This window comes from Sphingomonas sp. DBB INV C78, from assembly GCF_042693015.1.
GTDB lineage: Bacteria > Pseudomonadota > Alphaproteobacteria > Sphingomonadales > Sphingomonadaceae > Sphingomonas_E.
Map to the genome: position 1 here is coordinate 939,546 of NZ_CP170544.1, position 22,111 is coordinate 961,656.

The following is a 22,111-nucleotide window of genomic DNA, read 5'->3' on the forward strand; positions in this document are numbered from 1 at the left end:
GCAGAATATCAACCAGCCTCTCGACCCTTTCCAGACTCGGCCTGTCCGCCTATCGGCGGGGTCATGGCACTACATATCCTTCTTACCGGCGCGAGCCGCGGCATCGGCGGCGCGATCCGGGAGCGCCTGAATCAGGAAGCCGAGGTCCGCGTTGTCGGCCAGGCGACCCGCGCATCCGCCGCTGATCTGCTGGCAGCCGATTTCGCCGATCCGGCTGCGCCTTCGATCTTTTGGAAAGAGGCGCTCGATCGGCTCGACGGCCGCATCGACGTGCTGATCAACAATGCCGGCATCTTCGAGGCCGCGCCGATCGGCCTGCCGGATGCCGAGTGGAGTGCCGCCTGGGACCGCACGCTGCAGGTCAATCTCCTCGCATCGGTGGAGTTGTGCCGCCTTGCTGTGCGCCACTGGCAGGATCGCGCCGCGCCCGGCCGGATCGTCAATATCGCGAGCCGCGCCGCCCATCGCGGCGACAGCCCCGATCATTGGCATTATGCCGCATCCAAGGCCGGCTTGCTCGCAACGACCAAGACGATCGCGCGGGGCTATGCCGCGCAGAACATCCTCTCCTTCGCAGTGTGCCCCGGCTTCACGATGACGGGCGCCGTGGACGATTATCTGGCGAGCCGCGGCGGCGACAAGCTGCTGGCAGATATTCCGCTGGGCCGCGTGGCCATGCCCGAAGAGGTGGCCACCGCCGTACGCTTTCTGGCACTGGAGGCTCCCGCATCGATGACGGGTGCCGTGATCGACATCAATGGAGCGAGCTATGTCCGCTAGGAAAGGCGCCGCACCCCGGCGCAAGGCGCATTCGCGCGGCAACGAGCCGAAGGGCGACGGCATCACCGGCTTTCCCTTCGACGCGGCCCGTGAAGGCAGCTGGAAGCTGACCTTGCCCTGCACCAAGGCCGAGGCCGAGATGCTGGCGGATGAAGTGCCGCAATTGGCGCTTTTCGATCCCCCGCCGACGATCATGACCAGCGAGCCCGATCCCACCCGGCCCGACGACTGGCAACTCGACGTTTATTTCGAGGCTGCGCCTGATCGCGATGTGATCGAGGCTGTCCGCGCCCTAGTGCCGAGCGCGGCCGGGATCGAGCCGGTGATCGAGCATATCGCTGAACAGGATTGGGTGACGCTGTCGCAGGCGGGGCTGGAGCCGATCCGGGCCGGCCGCTTCTATGTCCGCACGCCCGCGTCGGCCGAAACGCCGCCAGTGGATGCGACGGTCTTTACCATCGAAGCCGGGCGCGCCTTCGGCACCGGCCACCATGAGACGACCACCGGTTGCCTGCTGATGATCGATCGGCTCAAGCGCAACGGCCGCCGCTTCACCGATATCGTCGATGTCGGCACCGGCACCGGCCTGCTCGCCTTCGCGGCGCGATCGGTATGGCCCGGCGCGCGGATCGCGGCATCGGATATCGATCCCGTCTCGATCGAGGTGACCGCCGAGAATGCGGATGTGAACGACATTCCCTGGGCGCAGGGCATGGCCGGCCGGGGGCTTGGCAAGGTCGAATTGATTACCGCGCCGGGGCTTGCGCACAACCGGCTGCGCGCGCGAGCGCCCTATGACCTGATCATCGCCAATATTCTTGCTGGTCCGCTGATCGAGTTGGCGCCGATCTTCTCCGCGGCGCTGCTGCCGGGCGGATCGCTGATCCTTGCCGGCCTGCTCGACACGCAGGCCGATCGCGTTGCTGCGGCCTATCGTCGGCAGGGCCTGCGCCTCGCCGACAGCATCGTCCGCGGCGATTGGCCGACGCTCAGGCTGGTGAAGCGGCGGGGCCGGTGACGCGCGAATCTGCGCACAACTCGCAGAATCGTTTATCGCCAAGCCCGCACTGAGCTGCCAAGGGAGCCCTTTCCACGGCGCGGTCCGCATCGCGCCGCGCCAAGGAGTGTCTCGTAATGGCCGAAGCCTATATCGTCGAAGCTGTCCGCACGGCCGGTGGTCGCGCCCGAAAGGGCGGGCTGGTGGGCGTCCACCCCGCCGATCTCGGCGCGACGGTGCTGAATGCGCTGGTCGAGCGCACCGGCGTCGATCCGGCGGCGATCGATGACGTCATCGTCGGCTGCGTCAGCCAGGCGGGCGAGCAGGCTTTCGCCTTTGGCCGCAATATCGTGCTCGCCTCCAAATTGCCGGACAGCGTGCCGGCGGTGACGATCGATCGCCAGTGCGGATCGTCGCAGCAGGCGCTGCAATTCGCGGCGCAGGCGGTGATGTCCGGCACGCAGGATCTGGTGATCGCGGCGGGCGCAGAGAGCATGACGCGGGTGCCGATGGGCTCCAACTTCACGCTGCACGCCCAGGCCGGCATCGGCGACGGGCCCTGGTCGAGCAGCGTACAGCAGCGTTATGGCGTCAAGGAATTCAGCCAGTTCCACGGGGCGCAGGCGATCGCCACCAAATATGGCTTCACCCGGGAGGCGATGGACGCCTTCGCGCTCGAAAGCCATCGCAAGGCGGCGGCCGCGATCCAGTCGGGCGCGTTCAAGGCCGAGATCGTGCCGGTCGCCACGCCCGACGGCATCTTCGACCAGGACGATGGCGTGCGCTACGACGCGTCGGCCGAGAGCATGGCGGCGGTCAAGACGCTGACCGAAGGCGGCACCATCACCGCGGCCAATGCCAGCCAGATGACCGACGGCGCGAGCGGCGTGCTGGTGGCAAGCGAGGAAGCGATCAAGCGCTTCAACCTGAAGCCGATCGCGCGGATCGTGAATCTCACGGTCACCGCCGGCGATCCCGTCATCATGCTGGAAGAGCCGATCCCCGCGACGCGCAGGGCGTTGCAGCGTTCGGGCATCAAGCTCGATGACATCGACCTGTTCGAGGTGAACGAGGCCTTCGCCTCGATTCCGATGGCGTGGTTGCAGGCGATCGGCGCGGACCCGGCGAAGCTCAACGTCAATGGCGGTGCGATCGCGCTGGGCCATCCGCTCGGCGCGACCGGCACGAAGCTGATGTCGACTTTGCTCCACGCGCTCAAGGCGCGGGGCGGGCGCTATGGTCTTCAGACGATGTGCGAAGGCGGTGGCGTCGCCAATGTGACGATCGTCGAACGGCTCTAGGTGAGATGATCGCGATAACGGTCGCGGATCAGTTTCTTGTCGATCTTGCCCGTGGCGGTGAGTGGCACGGGAGCGATCACCACCGCGTCGGGCATCCACCAGCGCAGGATCCGCGGTTCGAGGAAGGCGAGGATCTGCTCGGGCGTGACGACCTCGCCTTCATGCGGCTCGATGAGGAGGAGCGGGCGCTCCTCCCATTTCGGGTGGTAGAGGCCGACCACCGCGGCGATCCGCACACCGGGGCAGGCTGAGGCGATATTCTCGAGGTCGATCGAACTGATCCATTCGCCGCCGGACTTGATGACATCCTTGGCGCGATCGGTGATCCGCATGAAGCCGAAGCGGTCGATCGTCGCGATGTCGCCGGTGTCGAACCAGCCGTCGGCGTCGGTGGCCGGTTCCTCATGGCGGAAATAACGCGCGATCACCCAGGGACCGCGGACCATGAGGTTGCCGGAGGTTTCGCCGTCGTGCGGCAGCGGCTTGCCGTCCTCATCGACGATGCGGAGCTCGATGCCGAACTGCATCCGGCCCTGGCGGGTCCAGATCACCTCGTCCATCGCCTCGTCGCCCTCCGCGGCCAGCAGCGGGGTAGGGGTGGCGACGACGCCGATCGGGCTGGTTTCGGTCATGCCCCAAAGCTGGCGGACGGCGACGCCGTGGCGCTGCTGGAAGCTCTCGGCCATCGCCCGCGGCACCGCCGATCCGCCGATGGTGAGCGTCCGGAGCGCACCCGTATTGCCGCCAGTGCGTTCCAGATGAGCGAGATACATCGTCCAGATCGTCGGCACGCCGCCAGAGCAGGTGACGCCCTCATCCCGGATCAGTTCGTCCAGCCCGGCCGCGTCCATGCGATCGGCGGGCAGCACCAGCTTGCAGCCATTGATCGCGGCGATGAAGGGCAGGCCCCAGGCGGTCGCGTGGTAGAGCGAGGAGCAGGGCATCACGACATCGAAGGCCGAAAGCCCCAGCGCGCCGTTCAGTCCGCCCGCCATGGCGTGCAGCACGACCGAACGGTGGCTGTAGAGCGCGCCCTTGGGATCGCCCGTCGTGCCCGACGTGTAGCAAAGGAAGGCGGCGCTGTTCTCGTCGAACACGGGCCAGTCGAACGTCGCGGGTTCGACGGCGATCAGGGCTTCATAGCCGGCCGCTTCGAAGGACGTGGTCGCCAGATTGTCGGCGCTGGTCAGCAGCACGAAATGCTCGATGTTCGTCAGGTGGGGGCGTAGCCGGTCGATCAGGTCGACAAAGCTCTTTTCGAACAGCAGCACGCGGCTGCCGGCATGGTTGATGGTGTAGGCGATCTGTTCGTCGCTGAGCCGCGGGTTGGCGGTGTGCAGCACGGCGCCCATGCCGGGCACGGCGAAGAACAGTTCGAGATGGCGGTGCGTGTTCCAGGCGAGCGAGGTGACGCGATCGCCCGCGGCTACGCCCATGCTGCGCAGCATATTGGCAAGCTGGCGGGACCGGGCTTCGCAGCCGGCCCAGTCATAGCGCCAGATCGGCTCGTCGACGGCGCGCGATACGATGGCGCGGCCGCCGTGCGCGGTGCTTGCGAAGCTCAGGATCTGGCTGATCTGCAGCGGTGCGGTCTGCATCAAACCGGGCAACATCGGTCTTCCTCCCCGCTTATGGGGGAAGGTTAGCACGCGGCCTCCTTGCCGCAAGCCGGACGGTCACGGCAGCTTCAGCAGCAGGCGCAGGCCGACCGAATCCAGTCCGCGATTCTGCTCGCTGAACAATGTCGCGTGGCTCAGATGGATCCAGGATGCCTCGGTGGCGATGCGATCACTGATGCGCCAACCCAAAGCCAGTTCGGGTTCGAAGGTGACGGGTGAGCCGAGATCGACCCGGCGGCCGTTGCGATAGGCCCTGCGCGGCCCATTGTTCACCGCGATGCCGATGCCGGGGCGGACATAGAGTTTGGAGCCGAAGGTCCAGTTGAGCCCGGCCGCGATATAATCGGTGCCGCCATCAAGGTTCGTGGAGATGATGACATGCGGTGCCGGCCGGCCGATGCCCCGCAGCGCCTTGATCGGGTTGCCGATCCAGCCGGCCTTCAGATCCTGCCCGCTCTCGAACTTCTCCTGCGACAGGCGGACATCATGCTGATAGGCGCCGATCCAGATCATATCGGCCGATGCGGGCGCAGACCATGCGAGGAGCAGGCAGAATGCCGATGCGAAGCGGATGGCCATGGACCGACAACGCCTTCACGGCTTTCTTTATCCCGCCTCCGCCACGTCCATCTGCTCGCTGTTCACGCGGCGGATGGCGAGCGGGATCGCCGACATGCGGGGCATCGCGTTGATCGTCTGGAGATCGCGATCGGTGGAGATCAGCAGGTTGGGGGAAACCCCGCCGTTCCGATAATCCACCTCGTCGGGCAGGCCGCCGAAACCGTGGCTGATCGAGATGACACCGGGACGGAGATCGGGGTCGGCCGCCGCCATGGCGCGGATCGCGCCGGTGTCGGACGCGAGTTCGATCCAGTCATCTGCGGCGATCGAAAGCTCGGCCATCTCGTCCGGATTCATGAAGGCGCGGTTATAGGGCAGACGTTTCCGCGTGCCCGGCAGATAGCGATACATGGAATTGAACAACTCACGCGTGCGCCGCACGGCCAGGCGGTGCGTGAAGGCGTCACCCGTCACCGCTTTGCCCTGCAGGCCGATACGCTCGCCGGCCACCTCCGCCATTTCGGCGAACACGTCATCGGGCATCAGCGTGAAGCGCGCCTGATTGTCGGGATCGGCTGGCTCCACAAATTGCGGTTCCATATCGACGACGAGGCCGCCGGGATGGCGCTTGATCTCGTCGAGACTGATCGGCGAATGGCGCGCGATGATCGACAGGAAATCGTCCATCTGCGGCGGACGATCCATGTCGATCGGCACGCCCCAATGATCGAGCGCGAGGCCGAGTCGCTTGGCGAGCCCCCAGAAAAGATCGATCTCGTGGCTCAGTTCCGCATTCGCGGGCGGCGCCGCCACCGCGGGCGTGTAGCGGACATAGGGCTCGGTCGGATAGGTCATCGTCTCGAACGAATAGAGCGGCAGATCGGCGCGCTCATACTGCATGTAAGGCGGGAATATGTAGTGGGAGAGCAGGGCCGTGTTGGTCATGAACGGCTCGATACTGACGAGCAGATCGAGCGATCGGAACGCGCGCACCACCTTGCGCTGATCGGGCACGGCCGAGGCCGGATTGCCGCCCTGGTTGATGAAGACGCGGATCTTGCCCGGCCCCGGCTCCAGCATCTCGTCCGCCATGATACCGGTCATCATCTCGTCGTCGATCATGCCGAAGCCGCCGATGCGGCTCCTGGGTGTATCCTCCCACGGCCGCGCCGCGGGGATCACCTGCGCCTTGCGCGGGAAGCGCTGGGTCAGCACGCCGGGATTGCCGATCCGCTCGCCCGCGCGGAGATAGCGCCCGCAGACGATGTTCAGCGTCTCGACCAGATGCTCGGCCAGGTTGGAATGGGGCGCCATGTTGGAACCCGTGCAACTCGTCACCGGCCCGCGCCGGCATTGCCGTGCGAACATGTCCGCGACTTCGAACAGCTTGTCGGCCGGCACATCGGCGCGTGCTGCCACATAATCGGGCGTGAACGGCTCCACCGCCGCGCGCAGCTTTTCGATATCGCCGACATGCTCGGCAACGAACGCCTTGTCCTCCCACCCCTGGCTCAGGATGATGCGAATGAGGCCGGCCAGCACGCTCACATCCTCACCCGGCAGCGGTTGCAGCAGCAGATCGGCAAATTTGGCGGTCTCGCTGCGGCGGGGATCGATGATGATCAGCTTCATCCCGCGCGCTTTGGCTTCCTTCAGCCGCTTCACCGGGTTGCGCGTGTCGAAGCCGGGGGAGGCGACCGAAACCAAGGGATTGCCGCCGACGATCATGAAGACGTCGCTCTGGTCGAACGGCACCCGGCCCGCCGGCCACGCGCCAATCCGGCCGACCGATACATATTTGGCCGACTGGTCGATCGTGTTGGGGGAAAAGACCTTCTTCGATCCGAGCAGGTTGAAGAAATCCCGCATCAGGAAGGACGCCGACGACGTGAAGAAGCTGCCGCCACCCTTGTAGCCGCCGATCGCATCGCCGCCATATTGGCCATGGATCTCGGCGATCTTGGCGGCGATCTCGTCCAGCGCCTGTTCGGTGCCGATCCGCACGAAACTGCCGTCGGGCATGCGTTTCAGCGGGTGCAGGATGCGATCGGGGCTGTTGTGGCTTTCGGCCGCCTGCAACCCCTTGAAGCAGGCGAAGCCCAAGGTCTGGCTGTCATCGCGGTCGCCGCGCATCTCGGTGATGTGACCGTCCTCGTCGGTGGTCACGATCATGCCGCACAGCCCCACGCAGATACGGCAGAAGGATTTCGCTTCGCTTTGCGCCATCGCACCCTCCGGCAGGGATCATGCCGCAGGCTATGGCCGGCCCACATGCACAACAAGCATGTCATGGGCCATATTGCGCGATATGGCCACAAAGCGGGCGCCGATAAGGGTTAAGTGGTCGGGGAGACAGGATTCGAACCTGCGACCCCCTGGTCCCAAACCAGGTGCGCTACCAGCCTGCGCCACTCCCCGACGGCGGTTTCCCTAGGGTTTGGCTGGCGCCAACGCAAGTGGGATCGGCAGGAAGCGGACGAGGATGGCCGTGCCGGCGCTCCATTGCAGCCGTTCGACATCCTCCAGCAGCAAGCAATCCAGCCGTTCGAGCGGTTGGGATCGGCCGTCTGCCGCGCATTGTATCGGCGCCGTCGCGACGAGGATCGCGCGGGATGCCGCTACCGCATGTTCGCCGGGCTCCAACACGATCATTTCTGTGCGCCACTCGTTTCGTCGAGTCATGGCGTTGAGATCGAGCACCGGGCCGTCGAGCGGCTCACCCTGGATCGTGGCGTCACCGGGGAAGGCGAGGGGCGCGGTCGCGGCCGTCAATTCAACCGTGCCCACCGATTCGCCGGACAGGCGCAGCCGTCCCTCCAGCACGGCCAGCACCCGATCGATCCCGGCAAAGGCGGAGAAGGGGCCGGGCTCGCGCACCTCGGCCATGCTCAGCCGCCACTGGAAATCGTTGAGGCCCGCACCGTTCGGGAAGATGGCGACCTCATGGGTGACGCCGCCGCCATTCTTCCACGGCATCGCCACCCTGTTCGCGGCGCGAAGTGTTTGAACCTTGCCCATCTCGTCCCACGCAGAATTCGGACGCCGATCCTGCGGGATCGCTTTGCGCGGGTCTATGGGTTTGACGCCTGGACGATCGATCGAAGCGCGGCCGCGTCCGACACCGGCACGGCGCGGACTTCCGGCGGCGTGAAGTGCATGTAGCGGGGCGCGTTGCCCGTGAAGGTTGGCCATATTGCAGGTGAGGCGGGCTTTCCCGATTTCGCGAAGGCGGTGAAAAAATCGAGCATCGCGTCCGAAACTTTGCGGTCGTCCGCGTCGATCTGTTCGGGGTGGTAGGGAAAGCGATCGAGCGTGCCGAAGGCGTAGAAAAGTTCGGTGCCGTGCGGGCTGCCGTCGATCGTGGCCCGCAAGGGGGCGGGCACGGTGTCGAAGTGATAGAGCCAGGCTCCGCGGCCGCGTGCGGCCAGTTCGGCCAGACGGAACGCGCCCGCGCCGAACAGCAGGTCGGCGGCAAAGCCGGCGCGATCTGTGATGTTGGCGGGAATTTGGTTCGGCGGGGGCGACCAGAAGGGGAATGTCTGTGCCTTGCCGTCGGCGAAGCTCCAGACCAAAGTGTCGCGGCTGGTGCTGCCGACAATCAGCGGCACCCGCACGCCATCGCGCGTCAGCGTCGTCCAGGGGCTTTCGACGATCAGCTGGCCGTCCATCATCGGGCTGGCGGCCGCCAGCAATTCCATCACGTCCGCCATGGCGGGGGCAGGCGGGGCGATCTTCTCCACGGGCAGGGCGCGTAGCGTGGCGGCGGTCGGGTTGGCTTCGCCCGTGATCCGGCGCGCCCATGCCTTGCCGAGCGTCAGCGCGGCGGGTTTGTCGGGGCGATCGACGGCGATGTCGCGCGGCGGTTGCAGCGTCGTGCCGGACAGGATGATCGCCTTGTGGAACAGGCCACGCGCCTGCCGGTTGGCCGTCAGCATCAGCGTGGATATGCCGCCGGCGGACTGGCCGAACAGCGTGACATTATTCGGATCGCCCCCGAAGGCGGCGATGTTCCGCTTGACCCATTGAAGCGCTGCGATCTGATCCATCAGGCCGTAATTGCCGCGTGCTTCGCCTTTCTGTTCGGCCTCCAGCGCCGGGTGCGCGAAGAAACCGAGCCGGCCGAGGCGGTAGTTGACGGTGACGAGGATCACCCCGCGCCGCGCGAGCGCCCGCCCGTCGAAATGCGCCTCGCTGCCCGATCCCGCGATGAAACCGCCGCCATGGACCCAAACCATCACCGGCCGCTTCGTGCCGCGTGCGGCGGGTGCGGTGACGTTCAGGAACAGGCAGTCTTCGGATGTTTCGCCCAGCGGCGACAATTGGGTGGGGGAGGAGAGAACCTGCGGGCAGCTCGGCCCCGGCCGCATCGCATCGCGCACGCCGGCCCATCGCGCGGGCCGCTGGGGTGCCCGCCAGCGCAACGCGCCGACGGGTGCTGCCGCATAGGGGATGCCAAGAAAAGCGGTGACGCCGTCTTGTGCGCTCCCCTGCAATCGGCCCGTGTCGATCGTCACGGATTGCGCCGCGGCCGGCACGGCGGCGGCCAGTGTGAAGGCCGCCACCATGCCCCGCATCACCATCACCCGCGCCTCAGAACTCGAAGCCGACGTCGAGCCCGTAGGTGCGCGGCACCTGGAACACGCCGATCACGCTCGTGCTGAGGTTGCGGGCAAATTCCAGCTTCTGATTGTCGGTCAGGTTCTGCACCCAGGCACTCACCTTGGCCTTGGTGCCCCCGATCGGCATGTCGACCAGCGACAGCCGCGCATTGATGTCGAAGCGCGACGGCAAAGTCGTCAGTTGCGCGGTGGCGCTGTTCTGCACGGGATCGCTCAGGCGCTTGTCCTTGAAGGCGCCGTCGACGCGGAAGGAGAGATAGCTGTCGTTGGAGAAATGCGGCGCATCATATTGGCCGCCCACGTTCAGCGTATATTTGGGCGCGAGCGAATTGACCGGACCCAAGGTGGGATTGTCGGCAAGCTTGGCGTCGAGATAGCCGAAGGAAGTGTTGAAGGTCAGCCCTTCGGTCGGCACGGCGATCACTTCCAGTTCGAAGCCATTCTCCTCCGCCTTGGGTGCGGACAGGATGAAGGTGCCCGACGCCGCGTTGAAGGCCAGGGTCTGCACATTCTTGCGATCGGTGTGGAACAGCGCCGCGTTGATGCGGAGCGTGTTGTCGATCAGGTCGCCCTTGAAGCCGACTTCATAGCTTTTCACCGTCTCGGGCTTGAACTCGACCCCGCCCAGCACGCCGCCTGACAGATAGCCAGTCGCAAATCGTGCGTAGAAGCGCACGTCCGGGTTGACGATATAGGTCGCGGTCGCGTCGAAATCCCAATGGTCGCTCGATGCGTTGAACGTCTCGGCCGGGGTGACGAAGGGGATGAGGCCGGCCGCGCGCAACTCCTCACGGCGCTTGTCCTTGGTGTAGCGGATGCCGCCGGCCAGCTCGAAGGCGTCGCTCCGCCAGGTCAGGTGGGCATAGCCGGCAAGCGACTTGTTGCGCACCGATGCGTCGGACCCGGCCAGATAGTCGCTCGGCACGCCGAAGATGTTGACGGTGGTGCCGGTGCCCGGCCCGCGGCTCGGCTCCAGCGTGACGGGCGGGAACAGGGTGCCGATGAAGACGGGATTGTCGTCATTGCCCTTTTCCTTGAACCAGAAGCCGCCGACCACCCATTCGAACTGGCCCATATTGCCGAGAAGCTGGAGTTCCTCGCTCCACTGGTCCTGATGGCGATCCTGGATGGACGAGATCGGGGTGAAGGGCAGGCCGCCGACGACGAGCGCGCCGCCGTCGATATCGTTGCCGCCGACGAACTCGTCCAGCTTGCGATAGGCGGTGATGCTCTTCAGCGTGATCTGGTCGTTGAAGTCATAAGCGGCGGTCAGGCTGTGGCCCTGAATCTTCAGATGCGACGGCGTCGTGAAATCGAGCGCCAGCGCCTTCTGCCGCTTGGTCGACGGGCCGACGACGATGCTGGGATCGCTGTAGAAGAAGGGCGCGGTGCCCGCGAAGCTCGGATCGAAGCCGAGAAGCTGCTGGCCGAGCTGGGTGCTGGTCTTGTCGGTATAGTCGAATTTGTAGTCGATCTTCAGCGCATCGAAATCGAGGCGGGCGGCGACCGAGACGGCATCGGTATTCTCGCGGCCGAAATCCTTGGCGGACTTCACCGTGCCGAACGGTTCGGTGAAGGTGAAGGTGCGGCCCGGCGTCAGATTCTTCACATAGCCGCTATTTTCGTCGTGCAGATAGCTCAACCGCACTGAGAGCGGGCCCCAGGCCGGCAAGTCGACGGACACGCGGCCCTTGTAGCGATCATAATTGCCGATGGTGCCTTCGGCCTTCACCCTTAGCTCGCCGCGGGGTGCTGCGGTGATGAAGTTGATCGCGCCGCCCGTCGCGTTGCGGCCAAACAGCGTTCCCTGCGGACCGCGCAGCACTTCCACCCGCTCGATATCGGCAAGGTCGAACGCGGTGCCCGCCGGGCGGCCGAGATAGACGCCGTCGATATAGAGGCCGATGCCGGCGTCGGTTTCGAACTTCAGCGATCCAGTGGAAACGCCACGCAGATAGAATTGCGGGGCGGAGGCCGAACCGAACTGACGCTGGACGTCGAGATTGGGCACGGTCGCGCCGAGATCGCCGAAATTGGCGATGTTGAGGTTGCTAAGCATCTCTGCATTGAAGCCGGTGACCGCGACCGGCACGTTCTGCAGATTTTCCTCCACGCGGCGCGCGGTGACGACGATATCGCCAAGCCCGCTTTCAGACGCGGTCGGGGTGGCTTCCTGTGCCGCCAGCGGCAGCGGGTGCAATGCGGCCAGGGCAGCACAGCCAAGCAGGAACGGACGCAGCTTCCTCATCAGTCATCTCCCCTCGGATCGCCCACTTGTCGGTGCGGGTCGTTCTCGGACGGGGAGTGTGCGGGGGACGGGACAGGGCCGACACCTTCATATCAACTAGTCGAAATGGATTAGGCGGCGTCGGGCATAACGTATCCGAACATGGATTAAGGTAATGCGAGTCAGTTGCATTAGCTTCGCCTGCTTATATATCTGTCGCCGCACCGGGAATCGTGACGCAAACTCGACTCCTCCGGTGTCCGATCGGGGAGGGGCCTTCGGGCCTCTCCTCGTGAGGCGATCCAGGCCGCGGATGGGCCGTTCAACGCCGCGCGGCAAGCTCCGGCAAGCTGGTGTGGACGAGGTGGACGAGCTGCGACTGGCGCGCGACGCCGGTCTTGGCGAAGATCGAGCGCAGATGCGCGCGCACCGTGTTGCTGGCGATGCCGAGCCGCTCGGCGCTTTCCTGCACCGACAGGCCGTTGGCGACGCAGGCCGAGATCGCCGCCTCGGTCGGCGTCAGGTTGAACAGTTCACGGAGCGCTTCGGCGTTGACCTGCATCTGCCGCTCGGGATCGCCGAGATAAAGGGCAAGCGCGGGCGCGCTGCCGGCGTGGAGATAATCGGGTGTCGCGATTGTCCGGGCGACGATGCCGATGTCGCGGCGGCCCGACGGTCGCTCGATCCGGAAGACATGGCCGGATGCGGCCCGTGCATCCTTCAGGAAGGCGCGGAAATCGGCATCGGCAGCGGCATTGTCCAGGGTCAGCCGGCGGCCGGCGCGGCCGATGCCGTCGGCTTCCTCCAATATGGCCTCGGCGATCGGGTTGCAGCGGATGATGTTGTTATGCTCGTCCAGGATCACCGCGCCGAGCGCGAACTGCTCGACCGCGCCCGAATAGACCTGATGTTCGGAGCGCGAGGTTTCGAGCCGCTGGTAGATGTCCATGGCCTGGCGGATATGCGGGATGATCCGCTCGCACCGCGTCCGTTCCTCTGCCGTATAAGGTTCGCCGCCGCTGGTCCGCGTCACCCGGATCGCCGTCACGAAGCCGCCGGTGCGCAGGTCGAAGCCGAGGATGTGCGATGTGTCCTCGAACTGGAGATAGTCGCGGTAGAAGGCGGATTGCTTGAAACCCTTCTCGGTCAGATGCTCGAACTGCGACACCACCTTGCCTTCGGGCAGATCGGTGAAGGGGTCGATGCGGAACATATGGTCGCAATAGTCCGCAATGTCCTGGGCCTTGCCCAGCGGCGTGACCATCAGGCTCGGGGCGAAGCTGGCGGCGCGGGATACGATCAGCGTCGCGAACTGGGCGTTCAACTGGTCGCGCAATTCGGTGAGGAAGCCATGCCATGGCTGTTCGGCCACGAGCGACGCGTAGAGCGCCCGCACCAGGCGGGAAAAGTCCTCAATATCGTTCGTGGCTCGGTTCATCGCTTGGCGTCTCCGCGGGCCACTCTAGGATGATATGCAGAAGCCGCAATCGGGCCGGGAGACGGTGATGCAAGCCGACGACTATTTCGCCATCCAGAATGTCCTGTTCAGCTATCCTTTCGCGCTTGATGCCGGGGATTTCGATGCGGTGGGCGAATTGCTGGGCGATGCGATCGTCTATAGCGGCGGCGCGGTGATGGCGGATCGCGATCCGGCCGCGGTGGCCGCCGCATTCCGCAACTGGGTTATCACCTATCCCGATGGCACGCCGCGCACGCGACACATGCTCGCCAATGTGATGATCGTGCCGGAGGGCGAGGATCGGGCGCGGGTTTCATCCTATGTGATGGTCTTCCAGCAGGCCGAGGACGGTCCGCTGGCGCCCGTGATCGGCGGTGATTATCTCGACCGGCTGGAGAAACGCGACGGCCGCTGGCGGATCGTCGAACGGACGATGGGCAACGACATCGTCGGCGATCTTTCCCGCCATGGCCGCGACTTCGGCACGATCAAGCCGACGCGGGCCAATGGGGCGAAACCGCTGGCAGGCTAGGCGGGAAGCGGGCGTCGCCTGGCGAGCAGGACCAAGGCCAGTCCCGCGGCCACCGTCGCCCCGCCAATCCCAAGGAAAGCGCCGGCGGTGCCGAAGCCGGTGCGCAGCGGATCGGCCGCGAGCGGATTGAGGAACTGGCCGAGGAACATCGCGCTGATCATCAGGCTCGATGCGCGGGCGTGAAGGGCGTGCGGGCTGCGGCCGAGGATGATCGAACCGATATTGGGCTCCACCATCCCTGCGCCGAGCCCGGTGATGAAGAAGCCCGCGACGATCCCGGCGGTGCTGCCCGCCGTCGCCGCGACCAGGCAGCCGCCGCCGAGCAGCAGCGCCGTCAATCCGAGCACGGCGCGTTCGGAAAGGTGGCGCCGGATCGTGGCGAAACCGGCCGAAGAGAGCACCGCCCCGATCGGGCTCGCGGCGACGATGATACCGGCCAGCGTCGCGCTGCTGGAGCCGCGTTCGGCGATCAGGAACGGCCCCTGGATGCCGGGCATGAACATGGCGAGGGTGAGGCCGAGGATCGCGAGATAGAAGGGCCAGAGCGGTAATAACGGCCGGAAGCCGCCTTCTTCTGCGACCCGCTCGCCGGGCGCATGGCGTTCGACCACGACCGCGCCGAGCAAGAGGAGGATCAGGCCGAGCAGATAGAGTGCGAAGGGACCGCGCCAGCCCGCGACATCGACCAGCCAGCCGCCCACCACCAATCCGCCGATGGCGACGGCCGAAGCGAGGCTCACCATCCAGCCGAGCACGGCGTGGCGTTGATCCTCGTCATACCAGCGGCCGACCAGCGCCAGTGTGCAGGTCTGGATCGCGCCGCCCGCAAGGCCCAGTGCGAGGCGTGAGGCGGCAAGCGCCGGGAAGCCCTCGACCAGCAACCCTGCTCCGCCCGAGATGGCGAACAGGGCCGCGGCAGTCAGGAACGTCGTCCGGATGCCGATCCGCTCGCAGGCGAGGCTCGCCAGCGGCGCGCCGAGGATCAGCATGATCGCCGGCATTGTCATGATCATCTGCGCGAACAATGCGCCGTCATGGCCGTGGGCAAACTCCGCCGCCATCGCCGGCAGTGCCGGAGCGACCGCCATCGGGATCAGCGACACCAGGGCCGGCCCAGCCAGCGCGGTCAGGAAACGGAGCGGGTGGCTGCTCATGCCTCGGCGATCATATAGCCGCCGCTTGCGACCAGGCATTCGCCGGTGATGAAGGCGGCCGCGGAGCTCGCGAGGAACAGGACCGGGCCGGCAATATCCTCCGGCTCGCCCCAGCGGTTGAGCGCCATGCGCTGGGCCGTGGCGGGGCCGTAAGCCGGGTCGTCGGCGTAGCGGATCGTCATCGGCGTGCGCACCGGTCCGGGGGCGACGGCGTTGATGCGGATGCTGCGCTGGCCCCAGCCCTGGGCGAGCGACTTGGTCATCAGGACGAGGCCGGCCTTGGCGGCGCTGTAGCCGGGGAAGATCGAATTGCCGAACACCGCCATCATCGAAATGATCGAGACGACCGCGCCGCCGCCGGGATGGCTGCTCGCCTCCAGCAGCGGTGCGACCGCGGTGGTGAGGCGATGGACACCCTTGAGATTCACGTCCACCGCTTCGCCGAAATCCTCCGGGTGGCTGGTCGCGCCGGCATTGTTGACGAGGATGTCGAGCCGATCGAGCGAGGCGGCGAGCGCATCGGTGCTGGCGGCGTTGCCGAGCAGGAACTGGCGATATTCGCCCGGCGGCGGTGCATCATAATCGGCGGCTGATGCTTTTGTGCCGGTCGAGATGACCTCGGCCCCCGCATCGGCGAAGGCTCGCGCGATCGCCGCGCCGATGCCGCTGGTGGCGCCTGTCACCAGCACGCGACGGCCAGTGAAATCGAAGCTGATGCCGTGCATGGTCATCCCGCAGTCTGGCCGGCGTCGACGGGCAGCGCAATGCCGGTGATCTTGCGCGCATCGTCCGACGCGAGGAAGGCGACGGCGGCGGCAATATCCTCCGGCTCGCAAAGGTCGCCAAGCTTGGGCGAGTTGCGCATCACCAGATCCATATCGACGCCTTCGGGCAGAGCGACAGCGCCGTGCATCGCCGTCTTAACGCCCGTCGGGCAGATCGCGTTGATGCGGACGCCGGCCGCGGCGAACTCGATCGCAAGCGACTTGGTGAGCGCGACGACGCCTGCCTTCGACGCGCAATAAGCGGTCGTATAGGGAATGCCGACAAGGCCGGCGGCCGAGCTCATGTTGACGATGACGCCCTTGGTCTCGACGAGGTGCGGGAGTGCTGCGCGGCTGAGGTGCCATACGCCCGACAGGTTGATGCGCAGCATCCGTTCCCAGCGATCATCGCCGAAATCGGCCATCGGACCCCAATCCATGATGCCGGCGATGTTGGCGAGGATGTCGATGCGGCCGGCTGCGGCAACCGCTTGCGCCACCAGATCCCGGCAGGATTGCGCGTCGCCGGCATCGAAAGCGAAGATGTCCCCGCCGGTTTCCGCCGCAACGGCGGCAAGGCCGTCGCGGTTGAGATCGGCGAGGACGAGGCGTGCCCCTTCGCGCGCCAGCCGCTGGGCGGTCGCCCGCCCGATCCCCGATGCCGCGCCGGTGACGATCGCCACGCGGCCGTCGAGCCTTCCTCCCATTTCAGATCCTTCCTGCAAGTTCGGCGGCGTCGTGCATCGCGCCTTCGATATAGCCGACGCCGGTGCAATCGCCGGCGGTGTGGACGGTGAAGCCGGCGGCGCGGAGTTCGTCGGCGAGGCTCTCGTCGCCGGTCGCGCCCTTGGCGACGATTACCTGATCGGCGGCGATGGTGCGCTGCTGGCCGTTGGGGTTGGTGTAGCGCACCTGGCCTTCGAGGATTTCGACGTCATGCGCCTCGGGCAGCAGTGTCACGCCGAGTTCGCGGATCTCATCGAGCACGCGCCAGCGGCGGACGACCTGGAGGCCGGCGCCGAACTTGGCGGCATCATCGAGCACCGTCACCTTGCGGCCGCGCTTCGCCAGGAATTCGGCGAGTTCGAGGCCGACCAGTTCGCCCCCGATGATCGCGACCCGTCCGCCGAACGGCATCCAATATTCGCTGGCGGCGCGGATGAAGGCGGGGCGCGCGGTGAGGCCGGTAAGCGCGCCGAGCTTCATTGCGGTGCGGGTCGTCCAGTCGGTCTTGTCGGTCAGCGTATCGAGATCGAGGCCGAGCATCAGGCGGCGCATGTCGTCGCCGGAAAAGACGTGGGGGAGGTCGGCGCCGGGGATCGGGGGCATCGCCCGTTTCGCGCCGGTTGCGACTACCACTTCGTCGATGTTGAGCGATCGGAGGAGTTCCGGCGTGGCGCGCGTGCCAAGGCGGATGGCGACGCCCGATCCGGCCAGTTCATGCTTCAGCCAATCGACGATGCCCTGGTTGGGGGCGTAGGCGATCGAGGCGAAGCGGGCGGTGCCGCCGAGGCGGTTGGACATTTCCAACAGGGTGACGCGATGGCCCTTCTTCGCGAGGCGGCGGGCGGTTTCCATGCCGGCGGGGCCGCCGCCGACGACGGCGACATGCTTGGGCTTTTCGACGGACGTCAGCGCGCGTTCGCGTTCGAAGCCGGTCTCCGCATTGACCGCGCATTTCACCGGCCGGCTGAAGAAGATTTGGCTGATGCAGGTGTAGCAATAGATGCAGGGCCGCACGCTTTCCGGCTTGCCCGCAGCGAGCTTGGCCGGAAGGTGCGGATCGGCGAGCAGCTTGCGGCCCATCGTCACGAAATCGAGCTTGCCGTCCGCAATGAAGCGATCGGCATCGGCGGGCTCGATCCGGCCCGGACAGATCACGGGCACGCCGGCGGCGGCGCGGATGCGGGCGGCGGCGGGGACGAAGGCGTTGCGATTGTCGGTCGCATGGCCGGTGGAATAGGTCGCGCCACGCCCCGGATGCCCGTCTGCGGTGACGTGAATCGCGTCCGCACCGGCCTCGGCCGCGAGGCGCGCGGTGACGATCGCGTCTTCCACGGTGACGCCGCCGTCGATCAGGAAATGCTGGCTGTCGAGCCGCGGCCAGACCGGCACATTGGAGCCCACTGCCTTTTTCACGCCGCGGATGATGTCGCACAGCAGGCGCGCGCGGTTCTCGATCGAGCCGCCATAATCATCGGTGCGGCGGTTGATCAGCGGATTGAGGAAGGAGGAGATGAGATAGCCGTGGCCGGCATGAAGCTCGATCGCGTCGACGCCCGCGGAAACCGCACGGACGGCGGCGGACGCGAACATCTGGACCAGTTCCTCGATGTCCTGAGCCGTCATCACGCGGTAGCGGATCTCCCCCATCGCCGCCATCGGCGCGGTGAAGATGCGATATTCCTCCTCCAGAAAGCCATCCATCATGTCGCCGCTGTCCTTGCCGATCAGCGGTTCGGAGGGGGTCCAGAGCGGGCGGCCGTCGCGCATGTCGTTCATCGCAACCAGGCCGGCATGTTGGAGCTGGACGGCGAGCTTCGCGCCATGGGAGTGTAGTTCATCGGCGAGTGCGCGAATGCCGGGGATGTGGCGATCGTCGGCGATCGCCTCGTTGCGCCAGTTGCCCGATCCTTCCGGGTAGCCGATCGAGACCGAGCCCATGGTGATGAGTGCGGTGCCGCCCTTGGCGCGCTCGACATAATAAGCCCGCAGCCGATCGCCGGTGACGCCGTCCTCGTCCGCGAGGTTCGAGCCCATCGGCGTCATGAAGATGCGGTTGCGAAGCTCCATCGCGCCGATGCGGCCCGGCTTCAGCAGGTGCGCGAAACTCTGCGCCATCTTGGGGTATCTTCCTCTTGTGCGGCCCGGTTTCGGGCTGGCCTTCTGTGGGGCGGGCGGGATCAGGCCGCGACCGGCCCGCGATCCTCGGTCCAGGCCGCGCCGGGCGTCAGCGTGCGGGCGATCACCTGCGGGTTCAGATATTCACGCCAGCGGCTGATGCGGCCATCGGTGAACTCGACGACGCTGACATAGGCGTTCTCATAGGGCGCGCCGGTCGGCAGGTAAGTGCTGTGCGATGTATATTCGGCTACCAGCGCGTTCGGATCGGCCATGTCGTGCACTGCGACGATGCGATAGGCATAAGGCGCGAAATCGACCCAGCTCGCTTCCAGGCTGTCGCGGAACCATTTGGCGCCGCGCGCCTCGGACGGGAAGCCTTCCATCACCGGGAAAGGCCATTCGAGCAACACGTCGTCGGCCAGGCACGCCTGGAACGTATCGAAATCCTTCTGCCCGAGCGCATCGAGCATCTTCAGGAACAGCGCGCGATTTTCCGGCGTCGTCATTCACCTCTCCATTTATCGGAGAGTTATGCGCGCTGGCTGCGGGCCGTGCCTAGTCGGTTTGGATTAGGCTGCGGGGGCAAATCCGGTTTGTGGCCGTTATTGCGGTTTTCGGGCTTGAGTGCGGACTGTCAGGACAAGCGACAAAACTGCCTTCTCCCGCCTTCGCGGGAGAAGGAGGGGCCCGCCGCCGCAGGCGGTGGGGGATGAGGGTCTTCTTCTTCGTTCAACCCCGAACCGAGAAGAAGCCCCTCACCCAACCCTCTCCCGCGAAGGCGGGAGAGGGCTCTGAAGTGACGTCCGTTCTCTCCGACAAAGCAGACTAGATCACCACTTGTAGCGAACGGACCCCACCACGGTGCGGAGCGCGCCGAAATAGCAGCTGTTGGTGAAGGGGCAGGCCGATATGTGCTTCTTGTTGAACAGGTTCTGCGCGTTCAACGCGACGCTGAGACCCTGCAACGAAGGGCTGGCGAAGCCGAGATCATAGCCGATCACTGCATCGAACAGGGTGAAGCCCTTGGTCTTGAAGGATTCGAAGGTGGTGACGCTGTTGACGACCTTGTAGCTCGTCGTGCCCCAGGAGCCGTCGACATAGCGGAAGCCGCCGCCGAGGCTGAGGCCGCCCAGCGGCTGTTCGCCCGCGCCGCCCTTGCCGAAATCATAGGAAAGGAAGGCCGATGCCTGCCATTCCGGCACGCCCAGCGCCTTGGTGCCGGTGGTCGACGGGATGCCGGTGGTGCCGAGCCGCGTCAGCGTCGACGCGGCGGCGGGGACGGCGGGCGTGCCCTGGGTGATCACCGCATCGGTGTAGGTGCCGGCGAAGATCACATCGAAGCCGGGGCTGACTTCACCACGGCCCTCCAGCTCGACGCCGCGGACGCGGGTTTCGCCGATCTGGACCTGCGCATTGCTGGGGCGGCCGGCGGTCCCGGCCAGCGGATCGCCGACGGGCACCTTCTGCCGCTTCAACTCATAAGCGGCGAGGGTGAAGATCGCGTTCAGCCCGCGCGGCTGATATTTGAGGCCGCCTTCGAACATCTTGCCGGTGGTGGGATCGAAGGGGGTGCCGAGATAATCGGCGCCGGCCTGCGGCTCGAACGATTCCGAATAGCTGACATAAGGCGACAGGCCGAATTCGAACTCGTAGAGCGCGCCGAGGCGCATCGTGAAGGCGCTCTGCGACAGCGGCGTCACCGCATTGTTCTTCTTGTTGAGCGTGTTCTGATCATACCAGTCCCAGCGGCCGCTGGCGATCAGCGCGAGGCGGCCGATCTTGATCTGATCCTGGATGTAGAGGCCGATCTGATCACGCTTGGTGTAGGTGTTGACATAAGCGGGCGACAGGACGGTGAGGTCCATGCTCGGCATCTGGCCGCCATAGACCGGGTTGTAGAGGTTGAGATTGGGGACGCTGGTCAGCGGATTGGCGGTCTGACCCGTGTTGAACTGCTGGACATTCTCGCCGGTGATGTTGAGGTAATCGAGGCCGACGAGCACGTCATGCTCGATGCCCCAGGTTTCGAACTTCGCGTTCAAGCTGTTGTCCATCGTCAGCGTGTCGAAATCCTCGTCCGCGCCGCCGCCGCCGCGGATGATCGTCGAGAAATCGCTGTTGATGTTGAGGCCAGTGCCGGTGGTGCGGAAGCCCGCCACATAAAGCTGGCGGTAGGTCAGCTTGTTGTTCTGGAATCGGAAGTTCGAGCGGAAGGCCAGGTGATCGTTGAATTCGTGGCGAACGATCGCGGCGATCGACTTCTGCTTGTGGTCATAGACCTCATAAGCGGGATCGCCGGTGTTGATATTATAGGCGACCGGCCCGTTGGGGTTGGGCAGGACCGAGCCATAGGCCGACACGCCCGAATAGCCGCCGCCCGAGGGCGAGTGCTGGTAGGAGGCGATCAGGGTTATGCTGGTCTTCTCGTCCGGCACGAAGGCGAGCGACGGGCTGACATGATAGCGCTCGGCCTCCGCCATCTTGGTGAAGCCGTCGGCCTTCTGCCAGCCGCCCACCACGCGCGCGCGCCACTTGCCGTCCGCATCGAGCGGCTGGTTGACGTCGCCCACGGCACGCAGGCTGTTATAATTGCCTATCTGCCCCTCGAACCGGCCGAACGCCTCGGCCTCCGGCATCTTGCTGGTGAGGTTGATGAGGCCGCCGGGCGTGCCGTTACCGTAGAGCACCGAGGCCGGGCCCTTGAGGATATCGATCTGGTCGATGCGGTTGAAATCGGTCTGCGGGGTCGAATAGGGGCCGGCGATCAGGCGCATGCCATCGAGATACAGGCCGGGCGCGAAGCCGCGCAGGAACATCTGGTCATAACGCGAAACCGTGCCGCCGCGCTGGTTGGCGGAGATGCCGGCGACATAGCCGACCGCCTGGTTGAGCGAGATGGCGTTGCGGCGCTCCAGTTCCCGTCCGTCGATGACGGTGATCGCCTGCGGGGTTTCGATCAGCGGCGTGCCGGTCTTGGTGCCCGAGGCGACACCCTCTTCGCGGACGCCGGTGACGAGGATGGTGTCGGCCGCATTCTCGGCTTCCGCCGCTTCCGCCACTGCATCTTCGGCATAAGCCGGGGCCGCGATCATCGCCGCCGCTGCGGCCAGCGCCAGTGGCGAAAGACCGAACAAGGCCGCATGATGGCGGCGCCGGAGAACGGCGGAGAAACGCATGATGATTGTGCCCCTTTTGCTAATGCGATAGATTCGCAGTTGCGATTAGTCGGGCAAAGTGATTAGGGCAAGGGACTT

At 65.8% G+C, this 22,111-nt stretch carries 17 protein-coding genes and 1 tRNA gene; 4 read left to right on the forward strand and 14 right to left on the reverse strand.

All coding sequences use genetic code 11. The features are described from left to right. The first annotated feature begins 63 nt into the window (after positions 1–63). The 3 genes from ACFB49_RS04575 (at position 64) to ACFB49_RS04585 (ending at position 3,078) form a co-directional block, all read left to right on the forward strand. Positions 64–780, forward strand: a complete 717-nt coding sequence (locus ACFB49_RS04575; RefSeq protein WP_380876537.1) for an SDR family NAD(P)-dependent oxidoreductase — start codon at positions 64–66, stop codon at positions 778–780. Then, complete coding sequence (locus ACFB49_RS04580) at positions 770–1,798, forward strand: 50S ribosomal protein L11 methyltransferase (RefSeq protein WP_380876540.1); 1,029 nt, start codon at positions 770–772, stop codon at positions 1,796–1,798. Before ACFB49_RS04575 ends, ACFB49_RS04580 begins: the two co-directional genes overlap by 11 nt. Positions 1,799–1,914: 116 nt before the next feature. Then, on the forward strand, positions 1,915–3,078 hold the full coding sequence (locus ACFB49_RS04585; protein ID WP_380876542.1) for an acetyl-CoA C-acetyltransferase: 1,164 nt from the start codon (positions 1,915–1,917) through the stop codon (positions 3,076–3,078). Here ACFB49_RS04585 and ACFB49_RS04590 read toward each other — a convergent pair. The 8 genes from ACFB49_RS04590 to ACFB49_RS04625 all read right to left on the reverse strand — a co-directional run bounded on the left by ACFB49_RS04590 (position 3,075) and on the right by ACFB49_RS04625 (position 13,542). Then, entirely contained in the window at positions 3,075–4,691 is a 1,617-nt protein-coding gene (locus ACFB49_RS04590) for a long-chain fatty acid--CoA ligase (protein WP_380876545.1), read from the reverse strand. The two genes, ACFB49_RS04585 and ACFB49_RS04590, sit on opposite strands and share 4 nt — an antisense overlap. Before the next feature lie 63 nt (positions 4,692–4,754). Further along, positions 4,755–5,276, reverse strand: coding sequence for an acyloxyacyl hydrolase (locus ACFB49_RS04595; protein ID WP_380876548.1), 522 nt, complete (start codon positions 5,274–5,276; stop codon positions 4,755–4,757). 27 nt (positions 5,277–5,303) lie between these two features. Beyond that, a complete protein-coding gene (locus ACFB49_RS04600) occupies positions 5,304–7,484 on the reverse strand; it encodes a molybdopterin-dependent oxidoreductase (protein ID WP_380876551.1) in 2,181 nt (726 codons plus the stop codon). A gap of 115 nt (positions 7,485–7,599) precedes the next feature. After that, positions 7,600–7,676: transfer RNA gene (locus tag ACFB49_RS04605), tRNA-Pro, on the reverse strand. A gap of 12 nt (positions 7,677–7,688) precedes the next feature. Next, entirely contained in the window at positions 7,689–8,276 is a 588-nt protein-coding gene (locus ACFB49_RS04610; RefSeq protein ID WP_380876554.1) for a HutD family protein, read from the reverse strand. A gap of 53 nt (positions 8,277–8,329) precedes the next feature. Further along, on the reverse strand, positions 8,330–9,838 hold the full coding sequence (locus ACFB49_RS04615; RefSeq protein ID WP_380876557.1) for a carboxylesterase/lipase family protein: 1,509 nt from the start codon (positions 9,836–9,838) through the stop codon (positions 8,330–8,332). Positions 9,839–9,848: 10 nt separating this feature from the next. Continuing rightward, positions 9,849–12,125, reverse strand: coding sequence for a TonB-dependent receptor (locus tag ACFB49_RS04620; RefSeq protein ID WP_380876559.1), 2,277 nt, complete (start codon positions 12,123–12,125; stop codon positions 9,849–9,851). Between the two features lie 301 nt (positions 12,126–12,426). Further along, positions 12,427–13,542, reverse strand: coding sequence for a helix-turn-helix transcriptional regulator (locus ACFB49_RS04625; RefSeq protein ID WP_380876562.1), 1,116 nt, complete (start codon positions 13,540–13,542; stop codon positions 12,427–12,429). 67 nt (positions 13,543–13,609) lie between these two features. Here ACFB49_RS04625 and ACFB49_RS04630 point away from each other — a divergent pair, with 67 nt between their 5' ends. After that, positions 13,610–14,095, forward strand: a complete 486-nt coding sequence (locus ACFB49_RS04630; RefSeq protein ID WP_380876565.1) for a nuclear transport factor 2 family protein — start codon at positions 13,610–13,612, stop codon at positions 14,093–14,095. Here the strand turns inward: ACFB49_RS04630 and ACFB49_RS04635 are convergent. From ACFB49_RS04635 to ACFB49_RS04660, 6 genes are all read right to left on the reverse strand, one after another. Beyond that, positions 14,092–15,249: an MFS transporter gene (locus ACFB49_RS04635; protein ID WP_380876568.1), complete on the reverse strand. Its 1,158-nt coding sequence runs from the start codon at positions 15,247–15,249 to the stop codon at positions 14,092–14,094. The two genes, ACFB49_RS04630 and ACFB49_RS04635, sit on opposite strands and share 4 nt — an antisense overlap. Further along, positions 15,246–15,974, reverse strand: a complete 729-nt coding sequence (locus tag ACFB49_RS04640) for an SDR family NAD(P)-dependent oxidoreductase (RefSeq protein WP_380876571.1) — start codon at positions 15,972–15,974, stop codon at positions 15,246–15,248. Before ACFB49_RS04640 ends, ACFB49_RS04635 begins: the two co-directional genes overlap by 4 nt. Positions 15,975–15,976: 2 nt before the next feature. Beyond that, positions 15,977–16,720 carry an SDR family NAD(P)-dependent oxidoreductase gene (locus ACFB49_RS04645; protein ID WP_380876574.1) on the reverse strand — a complete coding sequence of 248 codons (744 nt, stop codon included), beginning with the start codon at positions 16,718–16,720 and terminating at the stop codon, positions 15,977–15,979. 1 nt (position 16,721) lies between these two features. Beyond that, on the reverse strand, positions 16,722–18,854 hold the full coding sequence (locus ACFB49_RS04650; RefSeq protein ID WP_380876577.1) for an FAD-dependent oxidoreductase: 2,133 nt from the start codon (positions 18,852–18,854) through the stop codon (positions 16,722–16,724). A gap of 62 nt (positions 18,855–18,916) precedes the next feature. Continuing rightward, positions 18,917–19,363 (reverse strand): nuclear transport factor 2 family protein, encoded by a 447-nt coding sequence (locus tag ACFB49_RS04655; RefSeq protein ID WP_380876578.1) that lies wholly within the window; start codon positions 19,361–19,363, stop codon positions 18,917–18,919. A gap of 324 nt (positions 19,364–19,687) precedes the next feature. Continuing rightward, a complete protein-coding gene (locus tag ACFB49_RS04660; RefSeq protein WP_380876581.1) occupies positions 19,688–22,033 on the reverse strand; it encodes a TonB-dependent siderophore receptor in 2,346 nt (781 codons plus the stop codon). Positions 22,034–22,111 lie beyond the last annotated feature (78 nt).

Coding starts and splice junctions, on each gene's coding strand:
- ACFB49_RS04590 (WP_380876545.1), bottom strand. CDS start 4,691: ATGTTGCCCGGTTTGATGCAGACCGCACCGCTGCAGATCAGCCAGATC.
- ACFB49_RS04655 (WP_380876578.1), bottom strand. CDS start 19,363: ATGACGACGCCGGAAAATCGCGCGCTGTTCCTGAAGATGCTCGATGCG.
- ACFB49_RS04595 (WP_380876548.1), bottom strand. CDS start 5,276: ATGGCCATCCGCTTCGCATCGGCATTCTGCCTGCTCCTCGCATGGTCT.
- ACFB49_RS04585 (WP_380876542.1), top strand. CDS start 1,915: ATGGCCGAAGCCTATATCGTCGAAGCTGTCCGCACGGCCGGTGGTCGC.
- ACFB49_RS04615 (WP_380876557.1), bottom strand. CDS start 9,838: ATGGTGATGCGGGGCATGGTGGCGGCCTTCACACTGGCCGCCGCCGTG.
- ACFB49_RS04610 (WP_380876554.1), bottom strand. CDS start 8,276: ATGGGCAAGGTTCAAACACTTCGCGCCGCGAACAGGGTGGCGATGCCG.
- ACFB49_RS04640 (WP_380876571.1), bottom strand. CDS start 15,974: ATGCACGGCATCAGCTTCGATTTCACTGGCCGTCGCGTGCTGGTGACA.
- ACFB49_RS04650 (WP_380876577.1), bottom strand. CDS start 18,854: ATGGCGCAGAGTTTCGCGCACCTGCTGAAGCCGGGCCGCATCGGCGCG.
- ACFB49_RS04625 (WP_380876562.1), bottom strand. CDS start 13,542: ATGAACCGAGCCACGAACGATATTGAGGACTTTTCCCGCCTGGTGCGG.
- ACFB49_RS04645 (WP_380876574.1), bottom strand. CDS start 16,720: ATGGGAGGAAGGCTCGACGGCCGCGTGGCGATCGTCACCGGCGCGGCA.
- ACFB49_RS04620 (WP_380876559.1), bottom strand. CDS start 12,125: ATGAGGAAGCTGCGTCCGTTCCTGCTTGGCTGTGCTGCCCTGGCCGCA.
- ACFB49_RS04600 (WP_380876551.1), bottom strand. CDS start 7,484: ATGGCGCAAAGCGAAGCGAAATCCTTCTGCCGTATCTGCGTGGGGCTG.
- ACFB49_RS04575 (WP_380876537.1), top strand. CDS start 64: ATGGCACTACATATCCTTCTTACCGGCGCGAGCCGCGGCATCGGCGGC.
- ACFB49_RS04580 (WP_380876540.1), top strand. CDS start 770: ATGTCCGCTAGGAAAGGCGCCGCACCCCGGCGCAAGGCGCATTCGCGC.
- ACFB49_RS04635 (WP_380876568.1), bottom strand. CDS start 15,249: ATGAGCAGCCACCCGCTCCGTTTCCTGACCGCGCTGGCTGGGCCGGCC.
- ACFB49_RS04630 (WP_380876565.1), top strand. CDS start 13,610: ATGCAAGCCGACGACTATTTCGCCATCCAGAATGTCCTGTTCAGCTAT.
- ACFB49_RS04660 (WP_380876581.1), bottom strand. CDS start 22,033: ATGCGTTTCTCCGCCGTTCTCCGGCGCCGCCATCATGCGGCCTTGTTC.